Source organism: Gordonia sp. CPCC 206044 (genome assembly GCF_048537895.1).
Lineage (GTDB): Bacteria > Actinomycetota > Actinomycetes > Mycobacteriales > Mycobacteriaceae > Gordonia.
In genome coordinates this window covers 1-26,519 of the sequence record NZ_JBCLVL010000002.1, presented here as the reverse complement: position 1 = coordinate 26,519, position 26,519 = coordinate 1, and the positions used below count along the sequence as shown (strand labels likewise).

The 26,519-nt window shown below is 64.7% G+C and carries 22 protein-coding genes and 1 pseudogene; 19 read left to right on the top strand and 4 right to left on the bottom strand.

Annotated elements, in window-relative coordinates; translation table 11 throughout:
- Positions 1 to 20: 20 nt before the first annotated feature.
- The 14 genes from AAFP35_RS02650 to AAFP35_RS02585 all read left to right on the top strand — a co-directional run bounded on the left by AAFP35_RS02650 (position 21) and on the right by AAFP35_RS02585 (position 14,621).
- On the top strand, positions 21 to 170 hold the full coding sequence (locus AAFP35_RS02650) for a hypothetical protein (protein WP_419219991.1): 150 nt from the start codon (positions 21 to 23) through the stop codon (positions 168 to 170).
- Positions 160 to 378 (top strand): DsbA family protein, encoded by a 219-nt coding sequence (locus AAFP35_RS02645; RefSeq protein ID WP_419220438.1) that lies wholly within the window; start codon positions 160 to 162, stop codon positions 376 to 378. Before AAFP35_RS02650 ends, AAFP35_RS02645 begins: the two co-directional genes overlap by 11 nt.
- 698 nt (positions 379 to 1,076) lie before the next feature.
- Positions 1,077 to 2,669 (top strand): SMP-30/gluconolactonase/LRE family protein, encoded by a 1,593-nt coding sequence (locus AAFP35_RS02640; RefSeq protein WP_419219990.1) that lies wholly within the window; start codon positions 1,077 to 1,079, stop codon positions 2,667 to 2,669.
- 7 nt (positions 2,670 to 2,676) lie between these two features.
- Complete coding sequence (locus AAFP35_RS02635) at positions 2,677 to 3,525, top strand: SDR family NAD(P)-dependent oxidoreductase (protein ID WP_419219989.1); 849 nt, start codon at positions 2,677 to 2,679, stop codon at positions 3,523 to 3,525.
- Positions 3,526 to 3,564: 39 nt separating this feature from the next.
- Positions 3,565 to 4,947, top strand: a complete 1,383-nt coding sequence (locus tag AAFP35_RS02630) for an aromatic ring-hydroxylating oxygenase subunit alpha (RefSeq protein ID WP_419219988.1) — start codon at positions 3,565 to 3,567, stop codon at positions 4,945 to 4,947.
- Positions 4,948 to 4,989: 42 nt separating this feature from the next.
- Positions 4,990 to 6,822, top strand: coding sequence for a flavin-containing monooxygenase (locus tag AAFP35_RS02625; RefSeq protein ID WP_419219987.1), 1,833 nt, complete (start codon positions 4,990 to 4,992; stop codon positions 6,820 to 6,822).
- The gene (locus tag AAFP35_RS02620) at positions 6,819 to 7,745 is read left to right on the top strand and encodes an SDR family NAD(P)-dependent oxidoreductase (RefSeq protein ID WP_419219986.1); all 927 of its coding nucleotides are present in this window, start codon (positions 6,819 to 6,821) and stop codon (positions 7,743 to 7,745) included. The genes AAFP35_RS02625 and AAFP35_RS02620 overlap by 4 nt, the downstream gene beginning before the upstream one ends.
- The gene (locus tag AAFP35_RS02615; protein WP_419219984.1) at positions 7,735 to 9,441 is read left to right on the top strand and encodes a thiamine pyrophosphate-binding protein; all 1,707 of its coding nucleotides are present in this window, start codon (positions 7,735 to 7,737) and stop codon (positions 9,439 to 9,441) included. Before AAFP35_RS02620 ends, AAFP35_RS02615 begins: the two co-directional genes overlap by 11 nt.
- Positions 9,442 to 9,531: 90 nt before the next feature.
- Positions 9,532 to 10,962: an aldehyde dehydrogenase family protein gene (locus AAFP35_RS02610; RefSeq protein ID WP_419219983.1), complete on the top strand. Its 1,431-nt coding sequence runs from the start codon at positions 9,532 to 9,534 to the stop codon at positions 10,960 to 10,962.
- Positions 10,959 to 11,819: an SDR family NAD(P)-dependent oxidoreductase gene (locus tag AAFP35_RS02605; protein ID WP_419219982.1), complete on the top strand. Its 861-nt coding sequence runs from the start codon at positions 10,959 to 10,961 to the stop codon at positions 11,817 to 11,819. Before AAFP35_RS02610 ends, AAFP35_RS02605 begins: the two co-directional genes overlap by 4 nt.
- A gap of 27 nt (positions 11,820 to 11,846) precedes the next feature.
- Positions 11,847 to 12,410 carry a nuclear transport factor 2 family protein gene (locus tag AAFP35_RS02600; protein WP_419219981.1) on the top strand — a complete coding sequence of 188 codons (564 nt, stop codon included), beginning with the start codon at positions 11,847 to 11,849 and terminating at the stop codon, positions 12,408 to 12,410.
- A gap of 26 nt (positions 12,411 to 12,436) precedes the next feature.
- Positions 12,437 to 13,270, top strand: coding sequence for a TauD/TfdA dioxygenase family protein (locus AAFP35_RS02595; protein WP_419219980.1), 834 nt, complete (start codon positions 12,437 to 12,439; stop codon positions 13,268 to 13,270).
- Positions 13,267 to 14,010: an SDR family NAD(P)-dependent oxidoreductase gene (locus AAFP35_RS02590; RefSeq protein ID WP_419219979.1), complete on the top strand. Its 744-nt coding sequence runs from the start codon at positions 13,267 to 13,269 to the stop codon at positions 14,008 to 14,010. The genes AAFP35_RS02595 and AAFP35_RS02590 overlap by 4 nt, the downstream gene beginning before the upstream one ends.
- Positions 14,007 to 14,621, top strand: coding sequence for a carboxymuconolactone decarboxylase family protein (locus AAFP35_RS02585; protein ID WP_419219978.1), 615 nt, complete (start codon positions 14,007 to 14,009; stop codon positions 14,619 to 14,621). Before AAFP35_RS02590 ends, AAFP35_RS02585 begins: the two co-directional genes overlap by 4 nt.
- A 201-nt stretch (positions 14,622 to 14,822) precedes the next feature.
- Here the strand turns inward: AAFP35_RS02585 and AAFP35_RS02580 are convergent, their stop codons facing one another.
- From AAFP35_RS02580 to AAFP35_RS02570, 3 genes are read right to left on the bottom strand one after another with little or no spacing between them, the layout of a single operon-like run.
- A complete protein-coding gene (locus tag AAFP35_RS02580) occupies positions 14,823 to 15,590 on the bottom strand; it encodes an enoyl-CoA hydratase/isomerase family protein (protein WP_419220437.1) in 768 nt (255 codons plus the stop codon).
- Positions 15,587 to 16,864 carry an acetyl-CoA hydrolase/transferase family protein gene (locus AAFP35_RS02575; RefSeq protein WP_419219977.1) on the bottom strand — a complete coding sequence of 426 codons (1,278 nt, stop codon included), beginning with the start codon at positions 16,862 to 16,864 and terminating at the stop codon, positions 15,587 to 15,589. The genes AAFP35_RS02580 and AAFP35_RS02575 overlap by 4 nt, the downstream gene beginning before the upstream one ends.
- 15 nt (positions 16,865 to 16,879) lie before the next feature.
- A complete protein-coding gene (locus AAFP35_RS02570; protein ID WP_419219976.1) occupies positions 16,880 to 18,040 on the bottom strand; it encodes a CaiB/BaiF CoA transferase family protein in 1,161 nt (386 codons plus the stop codon).
- A 113-nt stretch (positions 18,041 to 18,153) separates the two neighbouring features.
- Here AAFP35_RS02570 and AAFP35_RS02565 point away from each other — a divergent pair, with 113 nt between their 5' ends.
- The 5 genes from AAFP35_RS02565 to AAFP35_RS02545 all read left to right on the top strand — a co-directional run bounded on the left by AAFP35_RS02565 (position 18,154) and on the right by AAFP35_RS02545 (position 24,468).
- Positions 18,154 to 19,656, top strand: coding sequence for a class I adenylate-forming enzyme family protein (locus tag AAFP35_RS02565; protein ID WP_419219975.1), 1,503 nt, complete (start codon positions 18,154 to 18,156; stop codon positions 19,654 to 19,656).
- Entirely contained in the window at positions 19,646 to 20,413 is a 768-nt protein-coding gene (locus AAFP35_RS02560) for an SDR family NAD(P)-dependent oxidoreductase (protein WP_419219974.1), read from the top strand. The genes AAFP35_RS02565 and AAFP35_RS02560 overlap by 11 nt, the downstream gene beginning before the upstream one ends.
- An 83-nt stretch (positions 20,414 to 20,496) precedes the next feature.
- Positions 20,497 to 21,486 carry an MDR family oxidoreductase gene (locus tag AAFP35_RS02555; protein ID WP_419219973.1) on the top strand — a complete coding sequence of 330 codons (990 nt, stop codon included), beginning with the start codon at positions 20,497 to 20,499 and terminating at the stop codon, positions 21,484 to 21,486.
- Between the two features lie 13 nt (positions 21,487 to 21,499).
- A complete protein-coding gene (locus AAFP35_RS02550; protein WP_419219972.1) occupies positions 21,500 to 22,696 on the top strand; it encodes an FAS1-like dehydratase domain-containing protein in 1,197 nt (398 codons plus the stop codon).
- Positions 22,697 to 22,755: 59 nt separating this feature from the next.
- A complete protein-coding gene (locus AAFP35_RS02545) occupies positions 22,756 to 24,468 on the top strand; it encodes a class I adenylate-forming enzyme family protein (RefSeq protein ID WP_419219971.1) in 1,713 nt (570 codons plus the stop codon).
- Between the two features lie 418 nt (positions 24,469 to 24,886).
- Here the strand turns inward: AAFP35_RS02545 and AAFP35_RS02540 are convergent.
- Positions 24,887 to 26,146 (bottom strand): annotated as a pseudogene (locus AAFP35_RS02540) (HNH endonuclease).
- Positions 26,147 to 26,519: the final 373 nt, after the last annotated feature.

The following is a 26,519-nucleotide window of genomic DNA, read 5'->3' as shown; positions in this document are numbered from 1 at the left end:
TTCGTCGTCCGCTGCTTCCCATGTCCGGACATTTCAACGCCGAACGCGCTGCCCGCGCGTTCGAAGCCGTCGCCCAACAAGGCCGATTCGAGCAGATGTGTCAGCGCATGTTCACCACACAATCCCAGTGGGGCGAACGGCGGGTCCCCGCCGACGACCCTGTTCCGTAGCTTCGCCATCGACCTCGGCCTCGACGTAGCGACCTTCGACACCGCCTACAAGAGCCCCGCCACGCTCGAACGGATCCGCACCGACATTGCAGGCGGTCTGGCCCTCGGTGTGCAGGGCACCCCCACGTTGTTCCTCGACGGGAAATGGGTACAACCGCGCACCATTGGCGAACTCACCGCAGCTGTGGATGCGGCGGCGCCTGCGTGAACCAGGAGAACTGGGCCGCCGCAAGGGCCGTCTGGCGTTTCGCCGAGGCTCTTGCCGACCACCAAAGTCTGCACCCAACCTCCACGTGGGTGGGTAACCGGTGTTCTTCGGTCGAGCCGACACAGACTCCTACTCGTTGTTGAAGAAGTGTCACCACACCGTTGTGCTCGACGAGCTGTTGGAAGTCCACACCGTGAGTGTGGGCGGATCTCCGTGGTCCGAGGCCGATCGAACGGCCGGAGCGCGGGATCTGTGGAGAGCTCAGAGTTTGTGGACGATGAGGCCGGGCAGTCCAGATCCGTTCCTGAATCGGTGCCCACTGCCGAAACCTGCCCCCAAAGCCTCACCCCGAGCCCGGCCTCAAATCCCACCCAAAGAATCGGCGGCCCCGGATAACCGCCCGCCAGACGGGCGCCGTTGACATCACGTCACCGAGAACGCGCTGGTGGGCGCACTTCTGGGGCGGTTTCCGAGGGGCGCGGTGGGTCCGAATCCACGGCGGAGAAAGCCGGGCGAGGGCCTCGACGTCACCCGACAATGCAATACTCGCAATCCTTGTAAACATTGCGGGTATGAGGTTAGACTCGGCACTCAGCAAAGTGTGGTCTACATCACGAGGCAGCCCGGGGGTGGGAACGCGTGGTGGGGGTACCGCGCGCTTTGCCGACATCACCGCTCCTCACGACGGGAGGCCGACCTTGACCTCGACGGCCCGCTACACCGCTGCCACATCCTTCGACCTGGCCGAAGGATGGCATCTCGAACGATTGACCAGTCCCAGCCGATTGTTCGGTGCAAACGGAATCCGCACCGGACCCGACGGGCGTGTGTACGTGGCCCAGGTGGCCGGAAGTCAGATCACCGCAATCGACATCGACAACGGGGCTCTGGAGACCGTCAGTGCCCAGGGCAGTGACATCATCGCTCCGGACGATCTCGCGTTCGCCGACAACGGTGACATGTACGTGACCGAGTACTACGACGGCCGCGTCAGCATCCGAGAAGCGAACGGGGCCACCAAACTGCTCCGCGACGATCTGCCGGGTGCCAACGGCATCACATTCCATCAAGGCCGTCTGTTCGTGAACGAATGCCGTCCGGGTGGCCGTCTGATGGAACTGCCGCTCGACGGTGGTGCACCAAAAGTCTTGCAAGACAACCTGCCGATGCCCAATGCCATGGAGGTGGGACCCGACGGCAAGCTCTACTATCCGCTTCTCGGTGCCAACGAGATCTGGCGAATCGATCCGAATGGCGGTGAGCCGGAACGGGTTGCCGATGGACTCGGTGGGCCCGACGCCGTCAAGTTCGACGCCGCCGGGAACATCGTCACCACCCAGGTGGGGTCCGGGCAGGTGCTGCGCATCGATCCGCGTAACGGGGAGCAGACCCTCCTCGCCCAACTGTCCCCGGGCCTGGACAATCTGACCTTCGTCGACGGTCGACTGTTCGTCTCCGGCTTCACCGGTCAGATCACCGAGATCCTCGCGACCGGTGAGACGCGTATCGCGCTCGAGGATGGGCTCACCTGGCCACTCGACCTCACCGTCGGGACGGACGGAACGCTGTACATCGCCGACGGAACCTTCCTCTTGGCTCGAACGACCGGCGGAACCTTGAGTGTGGCCGGAATGCTCTTCAGCCCAGGCTATCCCGGATACATCAGAGGATTGACCGCGACCGGTGACGGCGAGTTCGTGGTCACCGGCAACGGCACCATCTCCCGGTACGCACCTGCGCGAAATGAGTCCGAAGTCGTCGCAGAAGGATTCGACCAACTCTACGGGGTCTCCGTCTCCGCCGATGGCGTGATCGCGGCTGCCGATCTCGGTGCCGGCACCGTGATCATGGTCGACGGATCGAGCTCGACGGTCGCCGCCCGCGACCTCGATCACCCGACCGGCGTGGCCTTCACGACCGACGGCACCTGCCTGGTCGCGGAGACCGGGGCGGGCCGGATCGTCGCAGTACGCGGCTCGGGCACTGACACCGTCATCGACGGTCTCGAAGCGCCGCAGGGGATCACGGTGGTCGGCAGCACGCTGTACATCGTCGACACCGCGGCCAAGACGCTGGTCGGCTTCGATCTCGAGACCAAGAGCAGGCAGACGATCGCGCAACACCTGCCGGTCGGCGCGCCTCCGGGGATCACGCCGAAACCGTTGCGGGGATTGGAGCCCTTCTCGGGGCCTCAGGGGCCGTTCGCCGGAATCTCGGCGGGACCGGACGGAACGCTGTACGTCTCCGGTGACGCCGACGGCAGCGTCCTGGCCGTGCGGAAGGGAGCGTGAACCACTGATGTCCAACGATTTCGTCGACCTGTCCGGGCGCACGGTGATCGTCGCCGGCGCTGCGGGAGGCGGTATCGGGACCACGGTCACCCGAATGGTGGCCGAGGCCGGTGCCACCGTCATCGCGGTCAGTCGGTCGGTCGACAACCTCACGACTCACATCGATCCGCTTGTCACCGACGGCCTTTCGGTGATACCGGTACCCGCCGACGTCGCCACCGACGATGGCATCGCCGCCGTGATCGACGCCGCTCGACGTGCGCCCGATCCTATGTACGGCCTGGTCAATGTCGCAGGCGGAGCCGCCCCGGCGACCTGGATGCCGTCGGTGCGGGTGAGCCGGCAGGACTGGCGTGAACTGTTCACCGCAAATCTCGAGACCATGTTCTTCATGAGTCAAGCCGTTGCGGCCGAGCTCCAGTCGCACCATCGCCGGGGATCGATCGTGTCGATCTCGTCGATCAGTGGGATGAACACCGCGCCGTTCCACGTCGGATACGGCACTGCCAAGGCGGCGCTCGTTGCGGCGACCCGCACCATGGCCGTCGAGCTGGCCACTGACGACATCCGCGTCAACGCGGTCGCACCCGGCGTGACGGCCACACCGGCGTCGACGACCTATGTCGACGAAGATGTGGATCGAGACCGTCGCGCCATCGCGATGGGACGACGGGGGAGGCCGGAGGAGCAAGCAGGTGCCATCCTGTTCCTGCTCTCCGACCTGTCGAGCTACATCACCGGGCAGACACTGTTGGTCGACGGCGGTCTGAATCTCAAATGGACCCACATGGGCGCCGACCACACCTCCCTGTTCCTCAAGGACGAGTCGTTCCGAGCTGCGATCACCCAGCCCTGATCGTGCACTGAAACAACAACTTTCGGGTAGGAGAATGCGATGACCGACACCATCGACAACAAGACCGAGAGCATCGAGGCAACCAACGAGGCGCTGAGCACTCCCGTCGAGATCCCCGTGGAGGCTTACATCTCGAGGGATTACCTCCGCGCCGAGCGGGACAAACTGTGGCACAAGGTGTGGCAGCAGGTCGGCCGGGTCGAGGAGATCCCGAACGTCGGCGACTTCCTCACCTACGAGATCATGGACGACTCGTTCATCATCGCTCGCTCGGGCCCGGACACGATCCGCGCCTACCACAACGTCTGTTCGCATCGGGGACGCAGACTCGTCGACACCCCCGAGGGCAAACGAGAAGCGCACGGCAAGTGCCGAACCTTCGTCTGCGGATTCCACGGGTGGACTTACGATCTCGAGGGCAACAACACCTGGGCCGCGGAGAGGGAGGATTGGCCGACCGGCCTCACCGACGAGAAGACCCGGTTGCGCAATGTTCAGGTCGACACCTGGGGAGGGTGGATCTGGATCAACCCAGACCCTGATGCCGAGCCGCTCCGTGACTATCTGGAACCGGCTGCCTCGCTGCTCGATCCGTTCCAGTTGGAGAACATGCGGTACCGGTGGCGCCGGTGGCTGGTCTTCGACTGCAACTGGAAGGTCGCGCTCGAGGCATTCATGGAGACCTATCACGTCCCGTACACCCATCCCGAGTTCCGTGCCTACGGCACCTTCCTCGGCTGGTCGCGCGCCCAGGGCAAACACAGCAACATCGGTTACGACGTGCCCAAGGGCATGGAGGAGAACCAGGCGAAGTTACGCGTGGCCGACGGTCCGGACGCCCGGAAATCGACGATCGATCTGCAGAACTTCACCTGGGAGAACGCGAACACCAACACCACCCGCACCCTCGTCGACGCAGCGCAGCGTCTGATCGAGGAACTTCCGGAGGGCACACCGCCCAACGAGGTGCTCGCACATTGGCTGGCATCGGCCCGACGCGACGACGAGGCCCGTGGCGTCGTCTGGCCCACCGTCGACCCGCAGATCGTCGCGAAGAGTGGAACCGCGTGGCAGATCTTCCCCAACTTCCAGATCGGGCACGCACTCAACAACATGCTCTGCTACAGCGCCCGACCGTACGGCGACGACCCGGACAAGTGCATCTTCGAGGCGGCGGTCTACGAACTGTTCCCCGAAGGTGAAGAGCCCCAGACAGAATGGGAGTTCACCCCGGAGAGCTCGCCGGAATGGCGCACCGTGCTACCCCAGGACTTCTCCAACATGGCCGCGGTGCAGAAGGGCATCAAGTCGCAGGGGTTCTCGGGCTGCAAACCCAACCCGTACCGCGAACGCAGCGTGGTGAACCTGCACCACAACCTGGCCAAGTACATGGGAACCGGCGAACCGACCGATCTCGGCTGACCTCATCACCGCCGATCACGACGAGCATCACACGAGCAAGGAATGAGCATGCAGAACTGCGAACGTACGCAGACCCCTGAAGTCGATGTCGCGGCCCTCCGCGAGAAGTATCTGTTCGAACGCGACAAGAGACTGCGATCAGACGGTCAGCAGCAGTACGTGGAGGCGGGCGGCGAGTTCGCCGAGTTCTACGAAGGTGACCCGCACCTTCCTGTCCAACCACGCGACGCCCTCGATACCGAGATCGAGGTCGCCGTGCTCGGCGGGGGTTTCTGCGGCCTCATCGCCGCACACCGGCTTCAGCAAGCCGGTGTCACCGACTTCCGGATCATCGAACTCGGCGGGGATTTCGGTGGCGTCTGGTACTGGAATCGCTATCCCGGCATACAGATCGACTCCGACGCGTACTGCTACCTGCCCTTGCTCGAGGAGACCGGGTACATGCCCAAGGAGAAGTTCTCCAAGGGTGACGAATGCTATGAGCAGGCGCAGCGTATCGGTGAGCATTTCGGCTTCTACGAGAAGGCGCTCTTCCACACGTTGATCACCTCGCTGGAGTGGGACCCGACCATCAATCGGTGGCGAATCCAGACCAACCGCGACGACGAGATCCGCGCTCGTTTCGTCGTCATGTGTCAAGGGCCCTACAACCGGCCGAAACTCCCCGGCATTCCCGGTATCAAAGACTTCAAGGGCCACGTGTTCCACACGGCGCGGTGGGACTATGACTACACCGGGGGAAACCTGCACGGTGGTCTGGACAAGATCGGGGACAAACGGATTGCCGTGATCGGCACCGGTTCCAGTGGTGTACAGGCGATTCCTCATCTGGCGCGCGGGGCCAAACAGCTGACCGTCTTCCAGCGCACGCCGTCGTACATCTTCGAGCGGGCCAACCATCCGACCGACCCGGAGTGGGTGGCGTCCCTCGAACCCGGTTGGCGGGCCGCGCGGCAGCACAACTTCCACAACGCGACCTTTGCGTTCTACTCACCCGGCGAGCCCGACTTCATCTGCGACGGCTGGACCGAGGTGTCGCGGAACATGGCCCGCAAACTCGATGAGACGAACGGATGGGCAGCGCTGGCCGATCCCGCGAAGTTCATGGAGCTCAAGGAGGTCACCGACTACGAGGTGATGGAGCGGCTGCGGCAACGTGTCGACGAGATCGTCGACGACCCGGACACGGCCGCAACACTCAAGCCCTACTACCGAAACCTGTGCAAGCGACCGGTTTTCAACGACGACTACCTACCGACGTTCAACCGGCCCAACGTCACCCTGGTGGACGTCTCGGAGACCAAGGGAGTCGAGCGGATCACCGAGAAAGGGATCATCGCCAACGGAGTCGAGCACGAGTTCGACTGCATCGTCTTCGCAAGCGGGTTCGAGATCACGACGTCGTTGGACCGGCAGTTCGACATCAAACCGTTCGCGGGCCGAGACGGTATCTCGCTCTACGACCACTGGGGCAAGGGATTCCGGACCCTGCACGGGATCATGGCGCACGGCTTCCCGAACCACTTCGCCACCGGGTTCACCCAAGGCGGTGTCACCGCCACCACCACGCTGATGTTCGAGCAGCAGGCCGACCACATCGCCTACATCATCGCCGAGGCACAGTCGAGGGGGGCCACCTACGTCGAACCGACGGCAGAGGCCGAGGAAGAGTGGATCCAGACCATCCGTGACAACACCGTCGACAACTCGACCTTCGTCACCGAATGCACCCCGGGCTACTACAACAGCGAGGGCGAACCGAACGGCCGCAACTTCCTCGGCGAGCCGTACTGGGGTGGGTTCTACGAGCTCACCGAACTGCTCGAGGGATGGCGGTCCACCGGACAGATGGATGGTCTGGTGGTCGAGAAGTGACCGCATCGCGTTTCGACGATCGGGTGGCGGTGATCACCGGCGCCGGCCGGGGATTGGGCCGAGCCTACGCGTTGCTGCTCGCGTCGCGAGGCGCCAAGGTCGTGGTGAACGACCCGGGGAGCAGCATCGCCGGAGACGGGGCGGACCTCAGCCCCGCGTCCGCGGTCGTCGACGAGATCCGGGATGCAGGCGGTGAGGCGGTCGCGTGCACCGACTCGGTGGCGACACCGGCGGGCGGGCAGGCGATCATCGACACGGCCATCGACGCGTTCGGGCAGATCGACATCCTGATCCACAACGCGGGCAACAATCGCTATGCGGCGTTGTCGGAGATGTCCTTCGAGGATTTCGAGTCGGTTCTCGACGTGCATCTGCGCGGAGCGTTTCACGTTGTCCGAGCCGCATTTCCGAGAATGTGCGATGCCGGTTACGGAAGGATCGTGCTGACGTCGTCGATCGGTGGGATCTACGGGAACCACAGGGTCGCGAATTACGGTGCGGCCAAAGCCGGGATCATCGGGCTGTCGAACGTCGCGGCGCTGGAGGGGAGCGAGCACGGGGTCACCTCGAACGTGATCATCCCGGCGGCCCTCACTCGGCTCGCCGAAGGGCTCGACACCTCGGCATATCCGCCGATGGGACCGGAACTGGTCGCGCCGGCGGTGGGATGGCTGGCGCACGAATCCTGCACGATCACCGGCGAGATGCTGGTCGCGATCGCGGGTCGGATAGCCCGCGCCTTCGTCGCCGAGACGTCCGGCGTCTATCGACCGTCCTGGACCGTCGAAGAAGTCGGCGATCAGATCGACGCCATCCGCAACACCGACGACCCGTGGATCCTGCCGGTCGTCCCATCTGGGCACAACGAACACATCAGCAGAAGCTTCGCGATCACCAAGGAGGGGGCCGCACATGTCGGTTAAGGTCTACGAACGTATCCTCGATCTCTTCGAGGCCGAGGGAATCAACACCATTTTCGGCATCCCGGACCCGAACTTCGTCCATCTGTTCCACACCGCAGAGGAGCGCGGTTGGAACGTGGTGTCGCCGCATCACGAAGAAGCTGCAGGTTTCATGGCCGAAGCGGTCTCGCGGATGACCGGGAAGCCCGCAGTCTGCATCGCGACGCTCGGACCGGGCATCGCCAACATGGCCGGTGCGATGATGTGCGCGAAAGTGGAGAACTCGCCGGTGATCTTCCTCGGCGGACAGCGGGCACGAATCACCGAACAACGCGTGCGGCGCGGTCGGATCCAGTTCGTTCAACAGGCGGGACTGGTCGAGCCGTCGGTGAAGTACAGCGCGAGTATCGAATACGCCGACCAGACGGACGAGATCATCCGCGAAGGTATCCGCAAGGCGGTGTCCGGTACGCCCGGGCCGGTGTACATCGAGTATCCGTCGCACGTGATCCAGGAGGAGCTCGACGTCCCGGATGCGTTGCCGCCGGAGCGGTATCGGCTCGTCGGGCAGAGCGCAGGCGCAGAGCAGGTGGCCGATGCCGTCCAACTGATCCGCGATGCCGAACGTCCGATCATCCTCGCCGGGCACGGAGTACACACCGCCCGCGCCGGTGCCTCGGTGAAGGCCCTGGCGGACCTCATGGCGTGTCCGGTGATCCAGACATCCGGTGGCACGTCCTACATCGAGGGGCTGGAGGATCGCACCTTCCCGTACGGGTTCTCCCCGTCGGCGGTGGAGGCCGTGGTCGGCTCGGACCTGTGCCTTGCCATCGGAACCGAACTCGGCGAACCGGTCCACTTCGGCCGTGGCCGACACTGGGTCGACGGGGAGGCGAACCGCAAATGGCTGTTGATCGAGCAGGATCCGTCGGCCATCGGGGTGAATCGCCCCATCGACGTGCCACTCGTGGGCGACCTGCGGGCCGTTGTGCCACAGCTGGTCACCGCGCTCGCCGATACGCCGCGTACTCCGTCCGCCGACCTCGACCGATGGATCCGCGAGGATGCGGCCCGTCTGGCAGAACTCGCCGAGACCGCGCCCTCCGGGCGGACCCCGGTCCATCCGGCACGTCTCATCGTGGAGGCCACCAAGGACTTCCCCGCAGACGGCATCATGGTGCGCGACGGTGGTGCCACCACGATCTTCGGGTGGACCTACGATCAGTCCAAGCCGCATGACGTGATGTGGAATCAGAACTTCGGACACCTGGGGACCGGGCTACCGTATGCGGTGGGTGCCGGCGTCGCCGACGGTGGCAAGCGTCCGATGATGCTCATCACCGGCGACTCCTCCTTCCAATTCCATATCGCCGAATTGGAAACGGCTGCCCGACAGAATCTTCCACTGGTCTGTGTGGTCGCGGTCGATTACGCGTGGGGCCTCGAGGTCGGCGTCTACAAACGTACGTACGGGCAGGGTTCGCTGGAGACCGGGGTGCACTGGAGCACCGAGACGCGGTTCGACAAGATCGGCGAGGGCCTCGGGTGTTACGGCGAGTACGTCGAACACGAAGAGGAGATCGCGCCGGCGATCAAGAGGGCGTTTGCGAGCGGCAAGCCCGGGGTGATCCACGTTCCGGTCGACCCGAAGGCGAACTCCGAGGAGATGCCCAGCTACGACGAGTTCCGCACCTGGTACGCCGAGGGGCAGCAATGACCTCGAGACGTTCACATGGACCCGCGGCGCCGAGTGTCATCGAGCCTCGTCATCCGGTGAACGAAAGACCTTTCAGCACAAGGGGACAACATGCGTGAATACCTGAAGTTCTACATCGGCGGTCGTTGGGTCGATCCGGCGCAGTCGGCCACGATGAACGTCGTCAATCCAGCTACCGAGGAGGTGGCGGGCAGGGTTTCCGTCGGGTCGGCCGCAGATGTGGACCGAGCGGTTGCCGCGGCACGCGAGGCCTTTCCGGCCTGGTCGGTGAGCTCGGTCGCCGATCGCGTCGACCTGCTCGGTTCGATCTCGGAGGTCTACACGAAGCGGCGCGACGATCTGGCGGCCGCGCTCACCGAGGAGATGGGTGCACCGTCCGCGCTGGCCAACGGGTTCCAACTCGACCTCGGGGCCGGGCATCTCGGCACCGTGATCGAGTCATTGCGGGACTTCAGTTTCGAGCAAGAACTCGGGCAGTCGTTGATCGTCCGAGAGCCCATCGGTGTGTGCGCGTTGATCACGCCGTGGAACTGGCCGCTCAACCAGATCGCCGTCAAGGTGTTCCCGGCGCTCGCTACGGGATGCACGATGGTTCTCAAACCCTCGGAGCGCTCGCCCTTCAGCGGACAGATCTTTGCCGAGATCCTCGACGAGGCAGGCGTTCCGGCCGGTGTGTTCAACGTCGTGCAGGGCGACGGTCCGAGCGTCGGGGTGCCGCTGTCCGGCCACCGCGACGTGGACATGGTGTCCTTCACCGGGTCGACCCGGGCCGGTGTCGAGATCGCCAAGAACGCCGCGCCCGGAGTCAAACGGGTCACCCAGGAATTGGGCGGCAAGGGACCGAACATCCTCCTCGACGACGCAAGCCTGGCCGACAACGTCGGTAAAGGTGTCGTCACGATGATGCTCAACTCCGGCCAGACCTGCAGCGCACCGTCGCGCATGTTGGTGCCGAGTGCCCGCATGGAGGAGGTCATCGATGTCGCCCGCACGGCGGCGGCAGCCGTCACGGTCGGTGACCCGCAGGGGGACTCGACCATCGGCCCCGTGGTGGCGGAATCGCAGTTCGTCAAGATCCAGAACCTGATCCAACAGGGCATCGACGAGGGGGCGACGCTGGTTGCCGGCGGACCGGGACGGCCGGACGGGCTGGCCAAGGGGTTCTACGTCAAGCCGACCGTGTTCGCGGATGTGAAGAACGACATGACGATCGCCCGTGAGGAGATCTTCGGACCGGTGCTCACCATCATCGGCTACGACAGTGTCGACCATGCCGTGGAGATCGCCAACGACACCGAATACGGCCTCGCGGCATTCGTCGCAGGCGACGACCTCGACCTGGCCCGCAGCATCGCGCGTCGCATCCGATCCGGCTCGGTGGCGATCAACGACGGATTCGACTTCTGCGCACCGTTCGGCGGCTACAAGAAGAGCGGCAACGGCCGCGAGTGGGGCGCATTCGGCTTCGACGACTACCTGGAGACCAAAGGCATCCTCGGATACACACCGGCCTCGTCGTGAGTGGCTTGTCGGGGCGGGTTGCCGTTGTCACCGGAGCAAGTCGAGGGATCGGTAAGGGTATCGCCGTTGCTCTTGCCGACCACGGCGCGACGGTGTACGTCACCGGTCGGACCGTCGATGCCGAGTCACATGATCTGCCCGGTACAGTCGGGGCGACCGCGGCCGAGTGCGATCGTCGGGGCGGCGAGGGCATACCTGTCCAGGTCGACCACGCCGACGACGACCAGGTGGCCGCACTGTTCGATCGGGTCCGGTCCGACCACGGCCGCATCGATATCCTGGTCAACAACGCGTTTGCCCTCCCCGACGATCTGACGGATCCTGAACCGTTCTGGCGTAAACCACTGTCGAACTGGCAGATGATCGACGTAGGAGTGCGATCGAGTTTCGTCGCCGCCCATCACGCCGCACCGTTGATGACCTCGCAAAGGTCCGGCCTGATCGTGGCGACATCGGGTTACACCGGCGTGAGCTATACCTACGGGGTCGTCTTCGGAGTGGCGAAATCCGCCGCGGATCGCATGGCGCGAGACATGGCGGTCGAACTCAAACCATATGGCGTCGCGTCGATCTCGATCTGGCAGGGCCTCACGTTCACCGAACGCGCAGAGAGGAACCTGGCCACCATTGCCGGCCTCGGGGAACAGGCCGCCACGCGCCCCGAGAACGGTTGCACACCAGAGTTTCCCGGTCGCGTCATCGCTGCGCTCGCAGAGGATCCGCAACTGATGCGACATAGCGGTGGAACGTTCATCACCGCCGAACTCGCCCAGATGTACGGGATCACCGACCTGGACGGAAGCACGATCCCGTCATCACGCCGCACGCGTGGCGAGCCGATCTGGGCGCCGGTCTGACACGCGACACGAGAGGAGAGGTGAACGATGAGTACAACCATCCCGGAACCGGTGCCGTTGACGTCGGTGGAGGTGTTGCTGGACCGGCAGAACATCCTGGATTGCCTGACGCGATTCTGTCGTGGGACGGATCGATTCGATCGCACGCTGTTCTTGTCCGCATTTCATCCCGATGCGACCATCGCCGCAGGCGATTTCGTCGGATCGCCCATCGATCTCTACAAGTGGGCGACACGGATGCACGAGCAGGGGCAGCGGTCGACGATGCACAATCTGCTCAACCACACCTGTGACATCGACGGCGACATCGCACACACCGAGACGTACTACCTGTTCGTGGGCCGCAATCGCGACGAGTCCAACTGGACTGCGGGTGGGCGCTACATCGATCGTCTCGAGCGTCGAGACGACCAGTGGAGGATCAGCCTACGTACCAACGTTATCGAGTGGTCGGGCATGGTCCCCAGCGCAGAACTCCCGTTCGCCGACGTGCCGGATCTCTATGCGAACGGGGAGCCTGCGCGCAGTCACACAGACCCGTCCTATCACCGCCCGTTGACCAATCGGCGCGAACCGCGCGTACCCGACTGACGCAGATCATCGAACAAGGAGAAACCATGAGCACGTTGACGATGGAGGAACTCACCGAAACCACCGGGGCATTGGTACGCGACGTCGACACGGAGCGCCTGGTGGACGACGTCCACCTTCCGGACGCGGTCGCCGAGGCACTGGAGACATTCGGGGTTCTGGTGTTCCCCGAGCTGAACGCGAGCAACGACGCGCTGGTGAGATTCTGCCGTAAGCTCGGCACCCTCATCGACTTCTCTCACCTACCGCCTGAGACGGCCGAGGTCATGGAGATCAGCTTCGATCCCTCGAACCCAAACGCGGAATACTTTGCCAGTAACAGCTTCTGGCACATCGACGGACTCCTGGACGAGATCGCCCCCAAGACGTCCATCCTCACCGCCCGGGTCACGTCCGAAACCGGTGGCGAGACGGAATTCGCCAGCACCTACGACGCCTATGACCAGCTTTCGGACATGGAGAAGGAACTCTTCGCGAACCTGCGTGTGGTGCACACCTTCGAGGCCGTGCAGCGGCTCACCTATCACGATCCGACTCCCGAGCAATTGGAGGAGTGGGCGACGCGAGCCGTCCGGGAACATCCGCTGGTGTGGGAACACGATTCCGGCAGGCGGTCACTGGTGTTGGGTGCCACCGCTTCACACATCGTGGGGATGGACGTGGCGAAGGGGCGGGCGTTGCTCGACGACCTACGAGACCGCACCACCGGCCCCGGCAAGGTGTGCCGACACAGCTGGAACGAGGGCGACACCGTGATCTGGGACAACACCGGCCTGGTGCATCGCGTCTGCGATTTCGACCACACCCGACCACGCGTCATGCACCGATCCACCGTCGCGGGTCAGGAGAAGATCAAGTGAGCGGCCGCACCGCGATCGTCACAGGCGGAGCCTCGGGAATCGGCGGCGCGATCAGCCGCCGTCTCGCCACCGACGGAAACCTGGTGGCGATTCTCGACATCAACCGCGCCGCAGCAGAATCCGCTGCCGACGAGATCGTGCAGGCGGGTGGGAAGGCGATCGGCCTGGGGGTCGATGTCACCGACCGTGCACAGATCGAGTCAGGCATCGAGGCCGTCCGCGCCGAGCTGGGCCGGCCGACGATCCTGGTCAACTGTGCGGGTGCCACGCTTGCCTGCGGCTTCCTGGACATCACCCGGGACGCCTGGCAGGCTGCCCTGGCGGTGAATCTCACCAGCGCCTTCGACTGCTGTCAGGTGGTGATACCGGACATGGTCGCAGAAGGGTGGGGCCGAATCGTCAACATCTCGTCGTCGAGCGTGCACAGCGGATCGGCAGGACTCGGTGCCTACGTGACGTCGAAATCCGGGGTCGTCGGACTGACCAAGGTCCTCGCCCTCGAGTTCGGCAAACACGGCATCACGGTGAACAGCATCCCACCCGGCTTCATCGACACCCCGATGCTGCGCAAGACGGTCGATGCGGGCATGGTCGACGTGGACACACAGATCGGGCGGACCCCAGTGGGGCGGATCGGTCAGCCCGAGGATGTCGCTGCGACAACCGCATTCCTCGTCGGCGACGAGGCCGGCTACATCACCGGCCAACTCATCGGAGTGAACGGCGGTCGGAACACGTGAGCGGCCTCGACGAGCCGCTGCGGATCGGACCTCTCCGCAAGGTCGACTGGGAACCCGAGATGCGTGAGTTCGTGGACGGGTTCCGCTCATCGGTGGCCAGCGCGGGACCGGAAGAGGGCAGGCAGGCGGGGGACAACCTTCTCGGAACCCTGGCGAGGTATCCGGATCTCGCGACGTCGTTCCTGACTTTCAACCGCCACCTGCTCGGTGGATCGGCATTGACCGTGCGGCACCGGGAACTCCTGGTACTGCGAGTGGCTCATGTCCGAGACGCCGACTACGAATGGGCTCAACACGTGATCCTCGCCGAACGCGCCGGGGTGACCCCCGACGAGATAGCGCGTGTCCGCGAGGGAGGCGGCGCCGTGGGCTGGGGCGACACGGAGGCGGCCTTGCTGGCATCGGTGGATCAGATCCTCGACGTCGGGAAGATCGACGACGCGACATGGGGTGTCTTGTCAAAGGATTTCGACGATCGCGGGCTGATGGACATCATCTTCACGGTGGGTTGCTATGCGATGCTCGCCGCCTTCCTGCGATCCCTCGGGATACAGGCGGAGCCGGGACTGGCGCCGTTTCTGCCGTTTCGGGCCGGCGAGCAGTCGGCGTAGGTTGGCGTCGGTCTCGATACGCGGCCTCGCTGCGCTCGGACGCTACTCGACCGGCGGGGGTGTGGCCGGGGTGTGGCGGTGTGGGTTGGCGTCGGTCTCGATACGCGGCCTCGCTGCGCTCGGGCGCTACTCGACCGGCGGGGGTGTGGCTGGGCTGGGTCGGGCAGTGTTCGACCGCAGGGGGTGTGGCCGGGGTGTGGCTCAGCGGCCTCGCCAACGAGGTGAACGTTTCTCGGAAAAGGCCAGTGGGCCTTCTTGCGCGTCGTCGCTGTGATAGCAGAGTTCCGATGCCGCTCGTGCGGCGGCCAGCGCGGCCGATCGCCCCATCTCGGTTGCCAGCATGACGGTCTCACGGGCGGCCTTGACCGACAGCGGTGCGCCTTTCAAGATCTCTCGAGCGAGGTCGATCGCGCACTGTAGCAGTTCTTCTGGCTCGGCCAGCCGATTGACCAAGCCGATCTCGTATGCCCGCTGTGCCGTGATCGGTCGTCCGGTGAGCAGGATCTCCATCATGACCCGCTGCGGGATCATGTGGATCAGCGGCGACGCCCACGGTGAGCTCCGCCCGACCTTGACCTCGGTGACCGCGAACCGGGCCGACGTACTGGCCACACACAGATCGCATGCCTGGGCGATCATCCATCCGCCCGCGAACGCTGCTCCGTTCACTGCGGCAATCGTGGGTTTGGTCAGCTCCACCGTGTCGTAGGGGAGGGCAAACATGTCGCGTGGCGGGACCGACATAGCGGTATCCACCATCTCCTTGAGATCGCCTCCGGCACAGAACACCTCGCCGGAACCGGTGAGGATAGCAATGCGAAGCCGGGCGTCGCGTTCGAACCGGGACCATGCCTGCGCGAGGCCGTCACGCACCGGGGCCGACAGGCAGTTCCGCGTCTCGGGCCGATTCAGGGTGATCACCGCGATGGTGTCGTCGAGGACGTCGAAGCGAACCGCATCCTCCATCAGAATCCTCTCTGCAGAATCGAATGTGCTTCTCGTTCAAGGTCTTCACGAAAGTCCGGATGGGCGATGCCGATGAGGCGACGAGCCCGCTCGGCAAGTGTCTGACCGGCCAGTTGTGCGGCTCCGAACTCGGTGACGATGACGTCCACATCGCTGCGTGCCGTCGTCACCGGTCCGGACAGCAGAGTCGTTATCCGGCTCACGGTGCCGCGTTTGGCCGTCGATGGCAGCGCGATGAGCGCATGCCCACCGCGAGAGCGGGCACCGGCCCGGACGAAGTCCACCTGACCGCCGGTCCCGCCGACATACGCGTTGCCACTCTGCTCGGCGTTCACCTGTCCGGTCAGGTCCACTTCCATCGCGGAGTTGATGGTGACGAGGCAGTCGAGACGGGCCATCACCCCTGCATCATGGGTGTAGGACGCCGCGCACATCCGCAGGGAGTCATTGCGATCGGCGAAGTCGTACAGTCGGCGGGTCCCGATCAAGGCACCCGTGATGGTCATGCCGCGGTCGATGGTCTTGCGCGCGTTGGTGACTGCGCCGGACTCGACGAGGTCGACCAATCCGTCGCCGACCATGCCCGAATGAACGCCGAGGTCGGTGCGATCGTGCAGCAGACGCAGCATCGCATCGGGAACGGCGCCGACACCCATCTGCAATACCGCGCCATCGTCGATGAAGGCAGCGGCGTGACCGGCTATCGCCGCGTCGATTTCCCCGACCGGGGCGGAAGCGACTTCGACGAGCGGGCGGGAGACCTCGACGACATGGTCCATCTCATCACGGTCGAGCGCCTCACCGAAGGTGAAGGGCACCCGGTTGTTGACCTCGGCCACCACGACTCGGGCACACGACACCGCCGACCGAACGTGGTCGGTGATCAATCCACAGCTGTGCCGGCCGGAGGAATCCGGAGCGCTCACCTGGACAAATGCTGCGTCGCAGCGCAATTGGCCGGATTCGATCATCGGTCCGATCTGGCCGACATGGCAGGGAATGATCTGGAGATCCCCTGTTTTCGTGAGCGGTCGCAGCGATCCGATGGCACCCATGCTGGACAACGTGAAGTTCTTGGTTGCGGTGAAGGCGTCGGAGAAGCTGGTCGCGACGAACACGGTGAGCCCGGGAATGGCGTGGCTCTGGGCGATCAGACTCTCGATCAACGTGGTCGGCTCACCACATGCCTGACCGACGACGATGTGGTCGCCGGGGCGGAGAATACGGGTCAGATCGATCTCGGCGGTCAGCGGTGCGTCAGTGCCGTTCACCGTCATCGGTTGTCTCCCTGATCATTCGGATGAACCTACTGCGGGGGACCGGAGAGATCCCAGCACCTCGGCGGTGTCGGCACCGAGTCGTGGTGCGGGGCCGTGCACCCGTCCCGGGGTGCGGGAGAACCAGGTCGGTGGTCCGGGGAAACGGACTGTCCCGTTGGCGGTCTCGACCTCCTCGAAGAAACCGATCTCGTTCAGGTGGGGGTTGTCGAAGAGCTCGTCGAGACTGCGCACCGGCGCAGCCGGGATGTCCAGGGAACGCAGCAGATCCAGCCACTCGGCCGTGGTTCGTTCGGCAAAGGTCTCGCCGAGCAGTGCGTACACGGTGTCGATCTGTCGAGCCCTCTGCTCCAGCGTGGCGTACTGTTCGCCTGCCCACGCCGGTTGGACGGCGTCGACGAAGGCCGACCACTGCTTGTCGTTGTATACCAGCGCGGAGATGTGACCGTCCTTGGTGCGGTACGGTTTTCGGTTCGGTGCGGTGACGCGCGGATACACGGCCGGGCCGAGGGGTGGATCGAACATCGCGCCGTTGGCGTGCTCCACCAACATGAACGACGCCATCGTCTCGAACATCGCCACCTCGACCTCCTGGCCCTCGCCGGTGCGTTCGCGATGGAACAGCGCCATCATGGTGGCGTAGAGGGCCGTCATGCCGGCCACCTTGTCCGCGATGATGGTCCCGACGTAGCCGGCCTGGCCGGTCAGTTGCTCTTGCACCGACGGCAGTCCGCACTCGGCCTGGATGGTGTCGTCGTAGGCGGTGAGATCGGCGTCCGGTCCCCGGCGGCTGTAGCCGTAACAGTTCGTGTAGACGATCGCCGGGTTGATCGCTGCGACATCGGTATAGCCGAAGCCGAGTCTGCCGATCGCCGACGCCCGCATGGAATGTATGAAGACGTCGGCTCCGGCGATGAGCTCGCGCAGTGCGGTGACGCCGTCGTCGGTGCGCAGATCGAGCACCACGCTCTTCTTGCCGCGGTTGACGTTGACGAAGACCCCACCCATCGCAGGCTCGGGCCCCACCGAGATGTATCGGGTGTTGTCGCCTGCGGGTGGCTCGATCTTCACCACGTCGGCGCCCATGTCGGCCATGATCTGGGTGCAGTACGGGCCCATCACCATGGCCGTCAGATCGACGACCCGCACCCCGGTCAAAGGGCCGCCGGCACTCATGCGCACGGCGATTCGTGTCGTGTCGCACGATGCGCGGCCAGGGCATGTCTCCCTCGAGTCACCGGATCAGGCTATCAGATCAATACTTACAAGGATAGTGGTATGAATGGTGCGTGCGGAAATCCACCACCATCGGCGACGTTCTTCGGCCGACCGTGACCAGCGCGCCGAATTCACCTGCTGTCGAAGCAGTTTCGGGAGTTCTTTCGTATGCAGAGCTCGACGACAGGGCGCGTCGGGCCGCGGGTGCGTTGTGGTCGCTCGGTGTTCGACCGGGCGATCGGGTCGCAGCATGTCTGCCCAACGACCTCGACATAGTCGTCGCCTTCCACGGTGCACAGCGGATCGGTGCGATCTGGGCGGGAATCGGAGAGGCGCTGTCATCGGCAGAGCAGGCGGGTCTCCATGACCTCTGCGAACCGACGGTCACCCTGGCCGGTGCGCGATACACGGTGACGTCCGGATCGCGAATAACGACCGACCGCTGGGCCGAGTTGCTCGACCGGGACGAGTCTGCTCCCGAGGTGCAGATCGATGTCCACGCTCCGGCTGCCATCGGGTTCACCAGCGGGACGTCGGGGCGACCGAAAGCCGTTGTGCACAGCCAACACAACCTGCTCCTGCCGGGTGCGGTGCTGCGTGACAGCCGTGGGTGGGGACCAAGCCTGCGCAAGGGCGACAGCTTCCCGCTCACGATCCTCAATCTCATGGTGCTCTCCCCGCTGCTGACCGCACAGGCCGGTGGGTGCGCGGTCATCTTCGACCGCCGCGACAGCGATGGCGTCATCGACTGGATCACCAGCCGCCGGGTGACCGTCTGGAACGGTGCGCCCGCGCAGCTCTACGATCTCGCTCGTCGTCCAGACATCGACCTCGGCACGCTCGAAGAGGTCTGGAGTGGGGGCGCAGACACCTCGGACGCCCTGTGCGCGGAGTTCGAGGCCGCACATGGGTTGGCGCCGCGTGCGACATATGGGCTCACCGAGGCGCCGTCGGTGGTCTCGATCGATCCGCCCGGGCGCGACCACCGCCCCCGGGCCAGCGGGCAGGTGCTCGGGCACCTCGACGTCGCCGCATACGACGATGATGGACACCGCCTACCGGCAGGAGAACTGGGAGAGATCAAGATCGCCGCCGCCGGGGACGGCCGCGGCGACGGGTGGCGACCCATGCTCGGGTATTTCGACTGTGGGCTGAAGCCGATCGCCGAAACCGTGATGGCGACCGGCGACATCGGCACCGTCGACGACGACGGTTGGCTGTCGGTGCTCGATCGCAAGAAGCTGGTCATCATCCGCGGCGGCGCCAACGTGTACCCGGTGGAGGTGGAACGGGTGATCGCCACCGATCCACACGTGACTCGTGTGGCCGTCTACCCGGTGCCCGATGAGCGGCTCGGGCAACGTGTTGCCGCGGTCGTCGAAAGTGCCGACGGTGACGTCGATTTCGACTCGCTGGTCGGGCTCTGCAGACGTGAGCTGTCCGGCTACAAGGTCCCGGAGTTCTGGTCGCGAACCAAGGCGCTGCCGGTGAACGCGATGGGGAAGGTGCTGCGGGCGGATCTCGCCGAGTTCGTCGAGACCTCCGGTGAAGGGGTGACGGTCCATGTCCGGTGACCCAGGGGCTCGATTCGATCTGGGTGGCCGCGTCGCCCTGGTGACCGGGGCGTCGTCGGGTCTGGGTGTCGCGGTGGCGGAGGTGCTCGCCGACGCGGGGGCCCGGGTGGCAGTGGTGGCCCGGCGAAAGGACAGGCTCGACGACCTCGCCGAGCGCATCGGCGGGACGGCTCTTGCCTGCGATCTGAGCGATCCGGGGGACATCGCCGCGGTCGTGCCACACGTGGTCGAGACGCTCGGGCCGCCGGAGATCCTGGTCAACGCGGCCGGCAGCATGTTCACCGAGGAACGCGCGGAGGACGAGCCGGCCGAAGCCGTCCGGCAGACGATGAATCTCAATCTCGTGGCGCCGTTCCTGCTCGCGCAGAATGTCTTTCCGCACATGCGCGACGTCGGCCGGGGATCGATTGTGAACATCTCCTCGATCAGCGGACGAGTGGGCATCCCCGGAATCCCGCAGGCGTCGTACGCGGCCAGCAAGGCGGGGCTGTCGGGGCTGACCGCCGAACTGGCGGTGCAGTGGGCACGACACTCGATCCGGGTGAACACCGTGGCCCCGGGATTCTTCCGCAGCGAGATCACTGCGCCTCTGTACGAGGGGGAGCGGTCGCTCGCATACTTGCGTCGGAACACCCCACTGCCGCGCGAGGGTTCCGCCGACGACATCGTCGGCGCGGTGTTGTGGTTGGCCGGCGATGCCGGCGCCTACGTCACCGGTCAGACCATCGTCGTCGACGGTGGGTGGACTGCACGATGAGGATTTGACCTACAAGTATTTCAATCCTTACTAGGATTGAGTAATGTCGGCGCCAACGGTGCCGGCTTCGGAAAGGAACGGCTTTGCAGAAGTTCGCAGCAGTGGTCATCGACAAGGGCGAGGCCGGACAGTCGGTCGGTGTGCAGACCCTTGACATCGCGGATCTGCCCGAGGGGGATGTGACGATCGATGTGGACCACTCGACGCTCAATTTCAAGGACGCACTGGCGATCACCGGAAAGTCACCGGTGGTCCGCACATTTCCGATGGTGCCCGGAATCGACCTCGCGGGCACCGTCGTCGAGAGCTCACATCCGGAATGGAACAGCGGTGACCGTGTCGTCCTGAACGGTTGGGGCGTGGGTGAAACGCATTGGGGCGGGCTCGCCCAGCGGGCGCGTCTGAAGGGGGACTGGTTGATCGGCCTGCCCGACGCGTTCACCTCGCAGCAGGCGATGGCGATCGGCACCGCAGGCTATACGGCCTCCCTGTGTGTGGACGCCCTGGTCGATGCGGGCGTGACACCCGATCAGGGGAGCATCGTCGTCACCGGGGCCACCGGTGGAGTGGGCAGCATCGCCATCCTGCTGCTGGCAAAGGCCGGCTTCGCGGTGACGGCAGCCACCGGGAAGTCGTCCGAAGCCGATTACCTTCGACAATTGGGCGCCGACGAGGTCATCGACCGTGCCGAGCTCGCCGAGAAGGGCAAACCCCTGCAGAAGGAACGTTGGGCGGGCGCGGTGGACACCGCGGGTAGCCACACCCTGGCCAACGTCTGTGCACAGACGCGGTACGGCGGCACCGTCGCGGCCTGTGGCCTGGCGCAGGGAATGGACTTCCCGGCCAGCGTCGCCCCCTTCATCCTGCGCGGTGTCACCCTTGCCGGGATCGACAGCGTGATGGCGCCACGCCAGCGTCGTGTGCGCGCGTGGGAACGGCTCGCCCGCGATCTGGACACGGCCGCGCTCGACGTTGTCGCGACCGAGATCTCGCTGACCGACGCGGTGTCGGCGGCCGACAAGCTCATGGACGGCACGGTGCGCGGGCGCATCGTCGTCGACGTCAATCGATAGGTCGGGAGAACACATGACCACCAAGACCGGAACCAAGAAGACCGTCGAGATGGATCTGTCCGACGTCGATCACCGCGTCGGAAAACCCATCGGCGGGGGACAGCTGTGGGATCCGTGCAGCACCTCCGACATTCGTCGATGGGTGATGGCGATGGACAATCCGAACCCGATCCATTGGGACGAGAAGTTCGCACAGGAGTCGCGGTTCGGCGGGATCGTCGCGCCGCAGTCGATCGCCGTCGCCCTCGACTACGGGCATGGTGCGGCACCGGCCTGCGTCGGTCGGATTCCGGGTAGCCACCTGATCTTCGGTGGTGAGGAGTGGTGGTTCTACGGGACTCCGGTACGTCCGGGGGACAAACTGTTCCAGGAGCGACGGTTTCACGACTACAAGATCGCCGAGACCAAGTTCGCCGGGCCTACGATGTTCTCGCGCGGCGACACGACGCACACCAATCAACATGGAGCACTCGTCGCTCGCGAGCGTTCGACGGCGATTCGTTATCTCTCCGAAGAGGCCACCAAGCGCGGCATGTACGACGACCAGGTGGGCGTGGTCAAGCGGTGGACACCCGAGGAACTGTCCGAGATCGAGAGCCTGCGTCGCGAGTGGCTGCTGTCGAACCGGCTCGGTGTGTCACCACATTTCGACGAGGTCAAGGTCGGTGACACGCTGCCGCGGCGCGTGATCGGTCCGCACAGCATCGCGTCGTTCACCACCGAGTACCGGGCCTTCCTGTTCAACATCTGGGGAACCTTCGAGTGGGTGGCGCCCGAGGGTGTCGAGGACCCGTGGGTCTATCAGGATCCCGGCTGGACAGAGGGTTTCGCATTCGACGAGGAGGACGCGAAGATCGACCCGCGCAAGCGGGACGGACTCTACGTCGGCCCGTCGCGTGGGCACATCGACGCCGAGAAGGCCGGCGAGGTCGGAATGGCACGATCGTACGGGTACGGCGCGACGATGGGTGCCTGGTGTACCGACTTCCTGGCGAACTGGGCGGGGCACGACGGCATGGTCCGCCACACCAAGGCCGACTTCCGCAGTCCTGCTTTCGAAGGTGACGTCACCTACTTCGACGGCGAGGTCGTCGACAAGATCACCCAGTCCGACTGGGGTGTGCCGCTCGTCCAGATCAAGCTGAAGCTGACCAACCAGGACGGCGACATGTTGGTGTCGTGCACGGCAGAGGTCGAACTCCCACTCTAGCGCCGACTGACCGGCCGGGATCGATTGCGGCCCAACGGAAGCATCAAGCGAGGTATGCCATGAGCACCCCGACAACCACCGAGGCCCCGTCGATTGCCGTCGGTCCGCCACTCGAAGACGAGCCAGGGCTGGGGGCACTGACCCTCCCGGGATTCCTCCGCGAGGTCACGACGGAGTATGCCGATCGTGAGGTCCTCGTGATGCGTGCCGACGAGACGGTGCGATGGACCTACGCAGACCTCTGGGAGCGATCCGTGGAGGTGGCCCGTTCGCTGCGGGCGCTCGGGATCGGTCGTGACTGTCGCGTCGGGGTGCTGATGACGAACCGGCCGGAGTGGTTGTCGGCGGTGTTCGGTACCGCGCTGGCGGGCGGGGTTGCCGTGCCGCTGAGTACATTCTCCACGCCGGCCGAACTCGACCATCTGCTCCGGGTTTCCGGAGTGTCGGTGCTGTTGTTCGAGCGGACCGTGGTGCGCACCGATCTGGCCAGGGTGTTGACCGAGCTGGAGCCGCAGATCGCGTCTCGGGGATCCGCACCACTGGAGTCGGTGACGTATCCGTTCCTACGTCACCTGGCAGTTGTGGGCGAGGCGACCGATGGTATCGACGGCTGGCGCGACTTTCTCGACCACGGACGGTCGGTGACCCGCGAGACCGTCGAGACAGCCGGCACCGCAACATCTCCGAGCGATAGTGCGGTGATCTTCTTTTCCTCCGGATCGACCAGTAAACCGAAGGGCATACTCAGCGCGCACCGCGGCGTCGCGATCCAGATGTGGCGTTTCCGTCGTATGTACGGACTGTCGCCGCAGGATCGCGTCCGATGCTGGTCGGCCAACGGCTTCTTTTGGTCGGGAAACTTCGGGATGGCCCTCGGCTCCACGTTGGCCAGTGGGGGTTCGCTGGTACTGCAGTCGACGTTCGATGCGATCGAGGCGTTGGAGCTCATGGAGGCGGAGAAGGTGGATTTCCCGGTCGCCTGGCCGCATCAGTGGGCGCAGTTGGAGGCAGCGCCGAACTGGCCGTCCGTCGATCTGAGCAGCATGCGGTTCGTGGATCGACAGACTCCGATCGCCCGCCACCACAGCGTTTCCACCGATTACACGGAGCCGGGGCACGCCTATGGGAACACCGAGACGTTCACCATCACGACCTGCTACCCGGCGAACACACCGGACGAGATGATCGCGGGAAGCAGTGGGTTGCCGTTGCCCGGGAACACCGTCAAGATCGTCGACCCGATCGACGGTGCCGTCCTCCCGATCGGTGAATCGGGCGAGATCTGCGTCAAGGGGCCCACACTCATGCTCGGTTACCTCGGCACCGCGCTGATGGACACCGTCGACGACGAGGGCTTCTTCCACACCGGCGACGGCGGATATCTCGACGCCGACGATCGGCTGTTCTGGGAAGGTCGTCTCACCGACATCATCAAGACCGGTGGGGCCAACGTCTCACCGTTGGAGGTGGACGAAGTGCTGATCGGACATCCTGGGGTAAAGGTCGCGCGTACGGTCGGCGTGCCACACGAGACGCTCGGCGAGGTGGTGGTGGCATGTATCGTTCCGCACGCCGATGCCGACCTCGACGGTGAACGCGTGCGCGGCTACCTCCGAGAACAGTTGGCGGCGTACAAGGTTCCGCGGCATGTCCTGTTCTTCTCCGACGATCAGATCTCGTTGACGGGCAGTGCCAAGATCAAATCGAGTGACATCAAGGCGTTGGCCGCGGAACGGCTTTCGGAGTTGATGGCTGCGCCGACGCGCACCTGACGGTCGACGTCCGGCACACTCTGGTCGTTCAGAAACGACTTTTGCGACGTTCTTGGTTTCGGACGTATCGGCCGCACGAGTGTGCAGCAATCCGGTGACCGTGCGCTCGTCGCTCTGGGGCCCACCGTTCGGGTGCCCGCTGGCTCACTGCTCGGCGGGCACCCGAAGGGTTTCCCATTTCACGCTGTGGAGTTGTCAAGGGTCGTGCACAACCCGGGTTGTCCCGGGTTGCTGGTTTAGGCGTGGTGAAAGTCCTGGTGGGTCAGTCTGTTTCGATGGCCATGAATGTGGCGATGTTGGGAGGGTGATCTCGATACGCTCGCTCGGCTTGCGCCTCGCGGGCTACTCGATCGGCGGTGGGTGGGTGTCGAGGGTGCGGATTGGATGCCGAACGCATCCCTGATGGCGGTGACCGGTGTCAGGCGGCGAGGGTCATGGTGCGTCGGTTGTAGGCCGGTAACGGTGTGCGTGTGGGGTCGACGTCGACCGGTGGAATCAACCAGGGGTGTCGGTCGGCACCCATGATGATCTCCCAGTCCGACGCGTGGATCTGCGCGTGGCACGAGGTGCACAACAAGCAGCCGTTGTCGATGACGGTGGCGCCCCCGTGTGACCAGTAGATGATGTGGTGACACTGGGTATATCCGGCGGCGGCTCCGCATTTCACACAGCATTGGTCACGCACGATGAGTGCTTTGCGTTGTTGGGAGGTGAACAGGCGTGGCCCGTTGCTCACGCCGAGGGGTGCGCCGTGTTCGTCGAGGTCGAATATGGTGACGGTCGAATCACACGCCACCAGATGGGCGGTTGTTTGGGAGACCGGTCCCAACCATTCCAGGGTTGCCCGATCGGGGTGGTCGGCGGGCACGGTCAGATTCACCTGTGTTTTCGGGGCGACCACCATGTCGGCGTCACCTGTTCTGGTGGCTTTGGCCGCGGCGTCGAGGATCATTTCCAACGCATCAGCGCGCCGCTGCCCGGCTGATCGGGCATCCTCGGACCCGTCGGGTTCAGGCCGTTTGCGGGACAAGGATTCGACAGCGGATACGAGTTTTTCGCCGGTGACGATGTCGAGGTTGGCGAACACCTCCAACCGGCCATCGGCGGCCACGGTCGTGGAGACCTCGTTGATCGAGCGGTCTTCGGCCGCCGGCACCCCACCCTCATCCTCGGCGATCTGATTGCCTCGCGCGCGTGCCGCCGCCAGTACTTCGCGTGGGGTGGCGCCGGAGAATGCTTGGGCGATCAACGCCAGTTCGTGTTCGATCACCGACCCAGCCGATAGTGGTTCGGATGCCCGTTGGTCGATGTGGGCCATCCCCCGCACCAATGCGTCGACGTGTTCACCGGAGAACACCCCGTCCGCAGAATACGCAGCCACCCGTTCCAACCGGTCCAGGGCGGCCCCGATGCGCAGCCAGCGGTCGGCAACAGCCGGAGCAGCCCCCATCTCGATCAACAGGCTCCGCGTTTTTCCCGCCAGAGCGCTGCGCCAACCCTAGACGATCAAGACCAGCCGCGTGCACGGCCAGCTGATGATCGACCAGGTTACGCACGTCCATCAACGTCTTCGTGGACTCGAAGACCTGGCGACCAGACGCATCAGCGTCGATCGTCACCTCACGCAGAGCAACGGAACCAGGGTGTCCAACGACATGATTCGATTGTAGTCGAACATATGTGCCCAAGGAAGGGCTGTACACAGGTAATTCCACTGTGCCCCACTATGTTTCAATTCGACAGTCATCACCTTGCTGCCATTGTAGCGTCGCCCTCCGACGGTTCGGAATGGTCAGTCCTGTTGTTGCACAAAGGAAGGACTTGTCTGCTGATCGAGTAGCGTCCGAGCCAGTGGGGTAGGCCTGTACTTGCTGATCGAGTAGCGTCCGAGCGCTAGCGAGGCCGCGTATCGAGATCTCGCGCCGGGTCGTTGGTCTCGATACGGTGCCTCGGCTGGCGCCTCGGCGCCTACTCGACCAGCAGTATGTGTGCCTGCCGAATTCAGTAGCGTCGGAGCCAGCGGGGTGGGCCTGTACCTGCTGATCGAGTAG

Bases quoted from the DNA above. Each gene is read 5' to 3' on its own strand.
- AAFP35_RS02635 (WP_419219989.1), top strand. From the start codon at position 2,677: ATGTCCAACGATTTCGTCGACCTGTCCGGGCGCACGGTGATCGTCGCC.
- AAFP35_RS02595 (WP_419219980.1), top strand. From the start codon at position 12,437: ATGAGCACGTTGACGATGGAGGAACTCACCGAAACCACCGGGGCATTG.
- AAFP35_RS02615 (WP_419219984.1), top strand. From the start codon at position 7,735: ATGTCGGTTAAGGTCTACGAACGTATCCTCGATCTCTTCGAGGCCGAG.
- AAFP35_RS02625 (WP_419219987.1), top strand. From the start codon at position 4,990: ATGAGCATGCAGAACTGCGAACGTACGCAGACCCCTGAAGTCGATGTC.
- AAFP35_RS02560 (WP_419219974.1), top strand. From the start codon at position 19,646: ATGTCCGGTGACCCAGGGGCTCGATTCGATCTGGGTGGCCGCGTCGCC.
- AAFP35_RS02610 (WP_419219983.1), top strand. From the start codon at position 9,532: ATGCGTGAATACCTGAAGTTCTACATCGGCGGTCGTTGGGTCGATCCG.
- AAFP35_RS02600 (WP_419219981.1), top strand. From the start codon at position 11,847: ATGAGTACAACCATCCCGGAACCGGTGCCGTTGACGTCGGTGGAGGTG.
- AAFP35_RS02650 (WP_419219991.1), top strand. From the start codon at position 21: ATGTCCGGACATTTCAACGCCGAACGCGCTGCCCGCGCGTTCGAAGCC.
- AAFP35_RS02575 (WP_419219977.1), bottom strand. From the start codon at position 16,864: ATGACGGTGAACGGCACTGACGCACCGCTGACCGCCGAGATCGATCTG.
- AAFP35_RS02545 (WP_419219971.1), top strand. From the start codon at position 22,756: ATGAGCACCCCGACAACCACCGAGGCCCCGTCGATTGCCGTCGGTCCG.
- AAFP35_RS02570 (WP_419219976.1), bottom strand. From the start codon at position 18,040: ATGAGTGCCGGCGGCCCTTTGACCGGGGTGCGGGTCGTCGATCTGACG.
- AAFP35_RS02630 (WP_419219988.1), top strand. From the start codon at position 3,565: ATGACCGACACCATCGACAACAAGACCGAGAGCATCGAGGCAACCAAC.
- AAFP35_RS02550 (WP_419219972.1), top strand. From the start codon at position 21,500: ATGACCACCAAGACCGGAACCAAGAAGACCGTCGAGATGGATCTGTCC.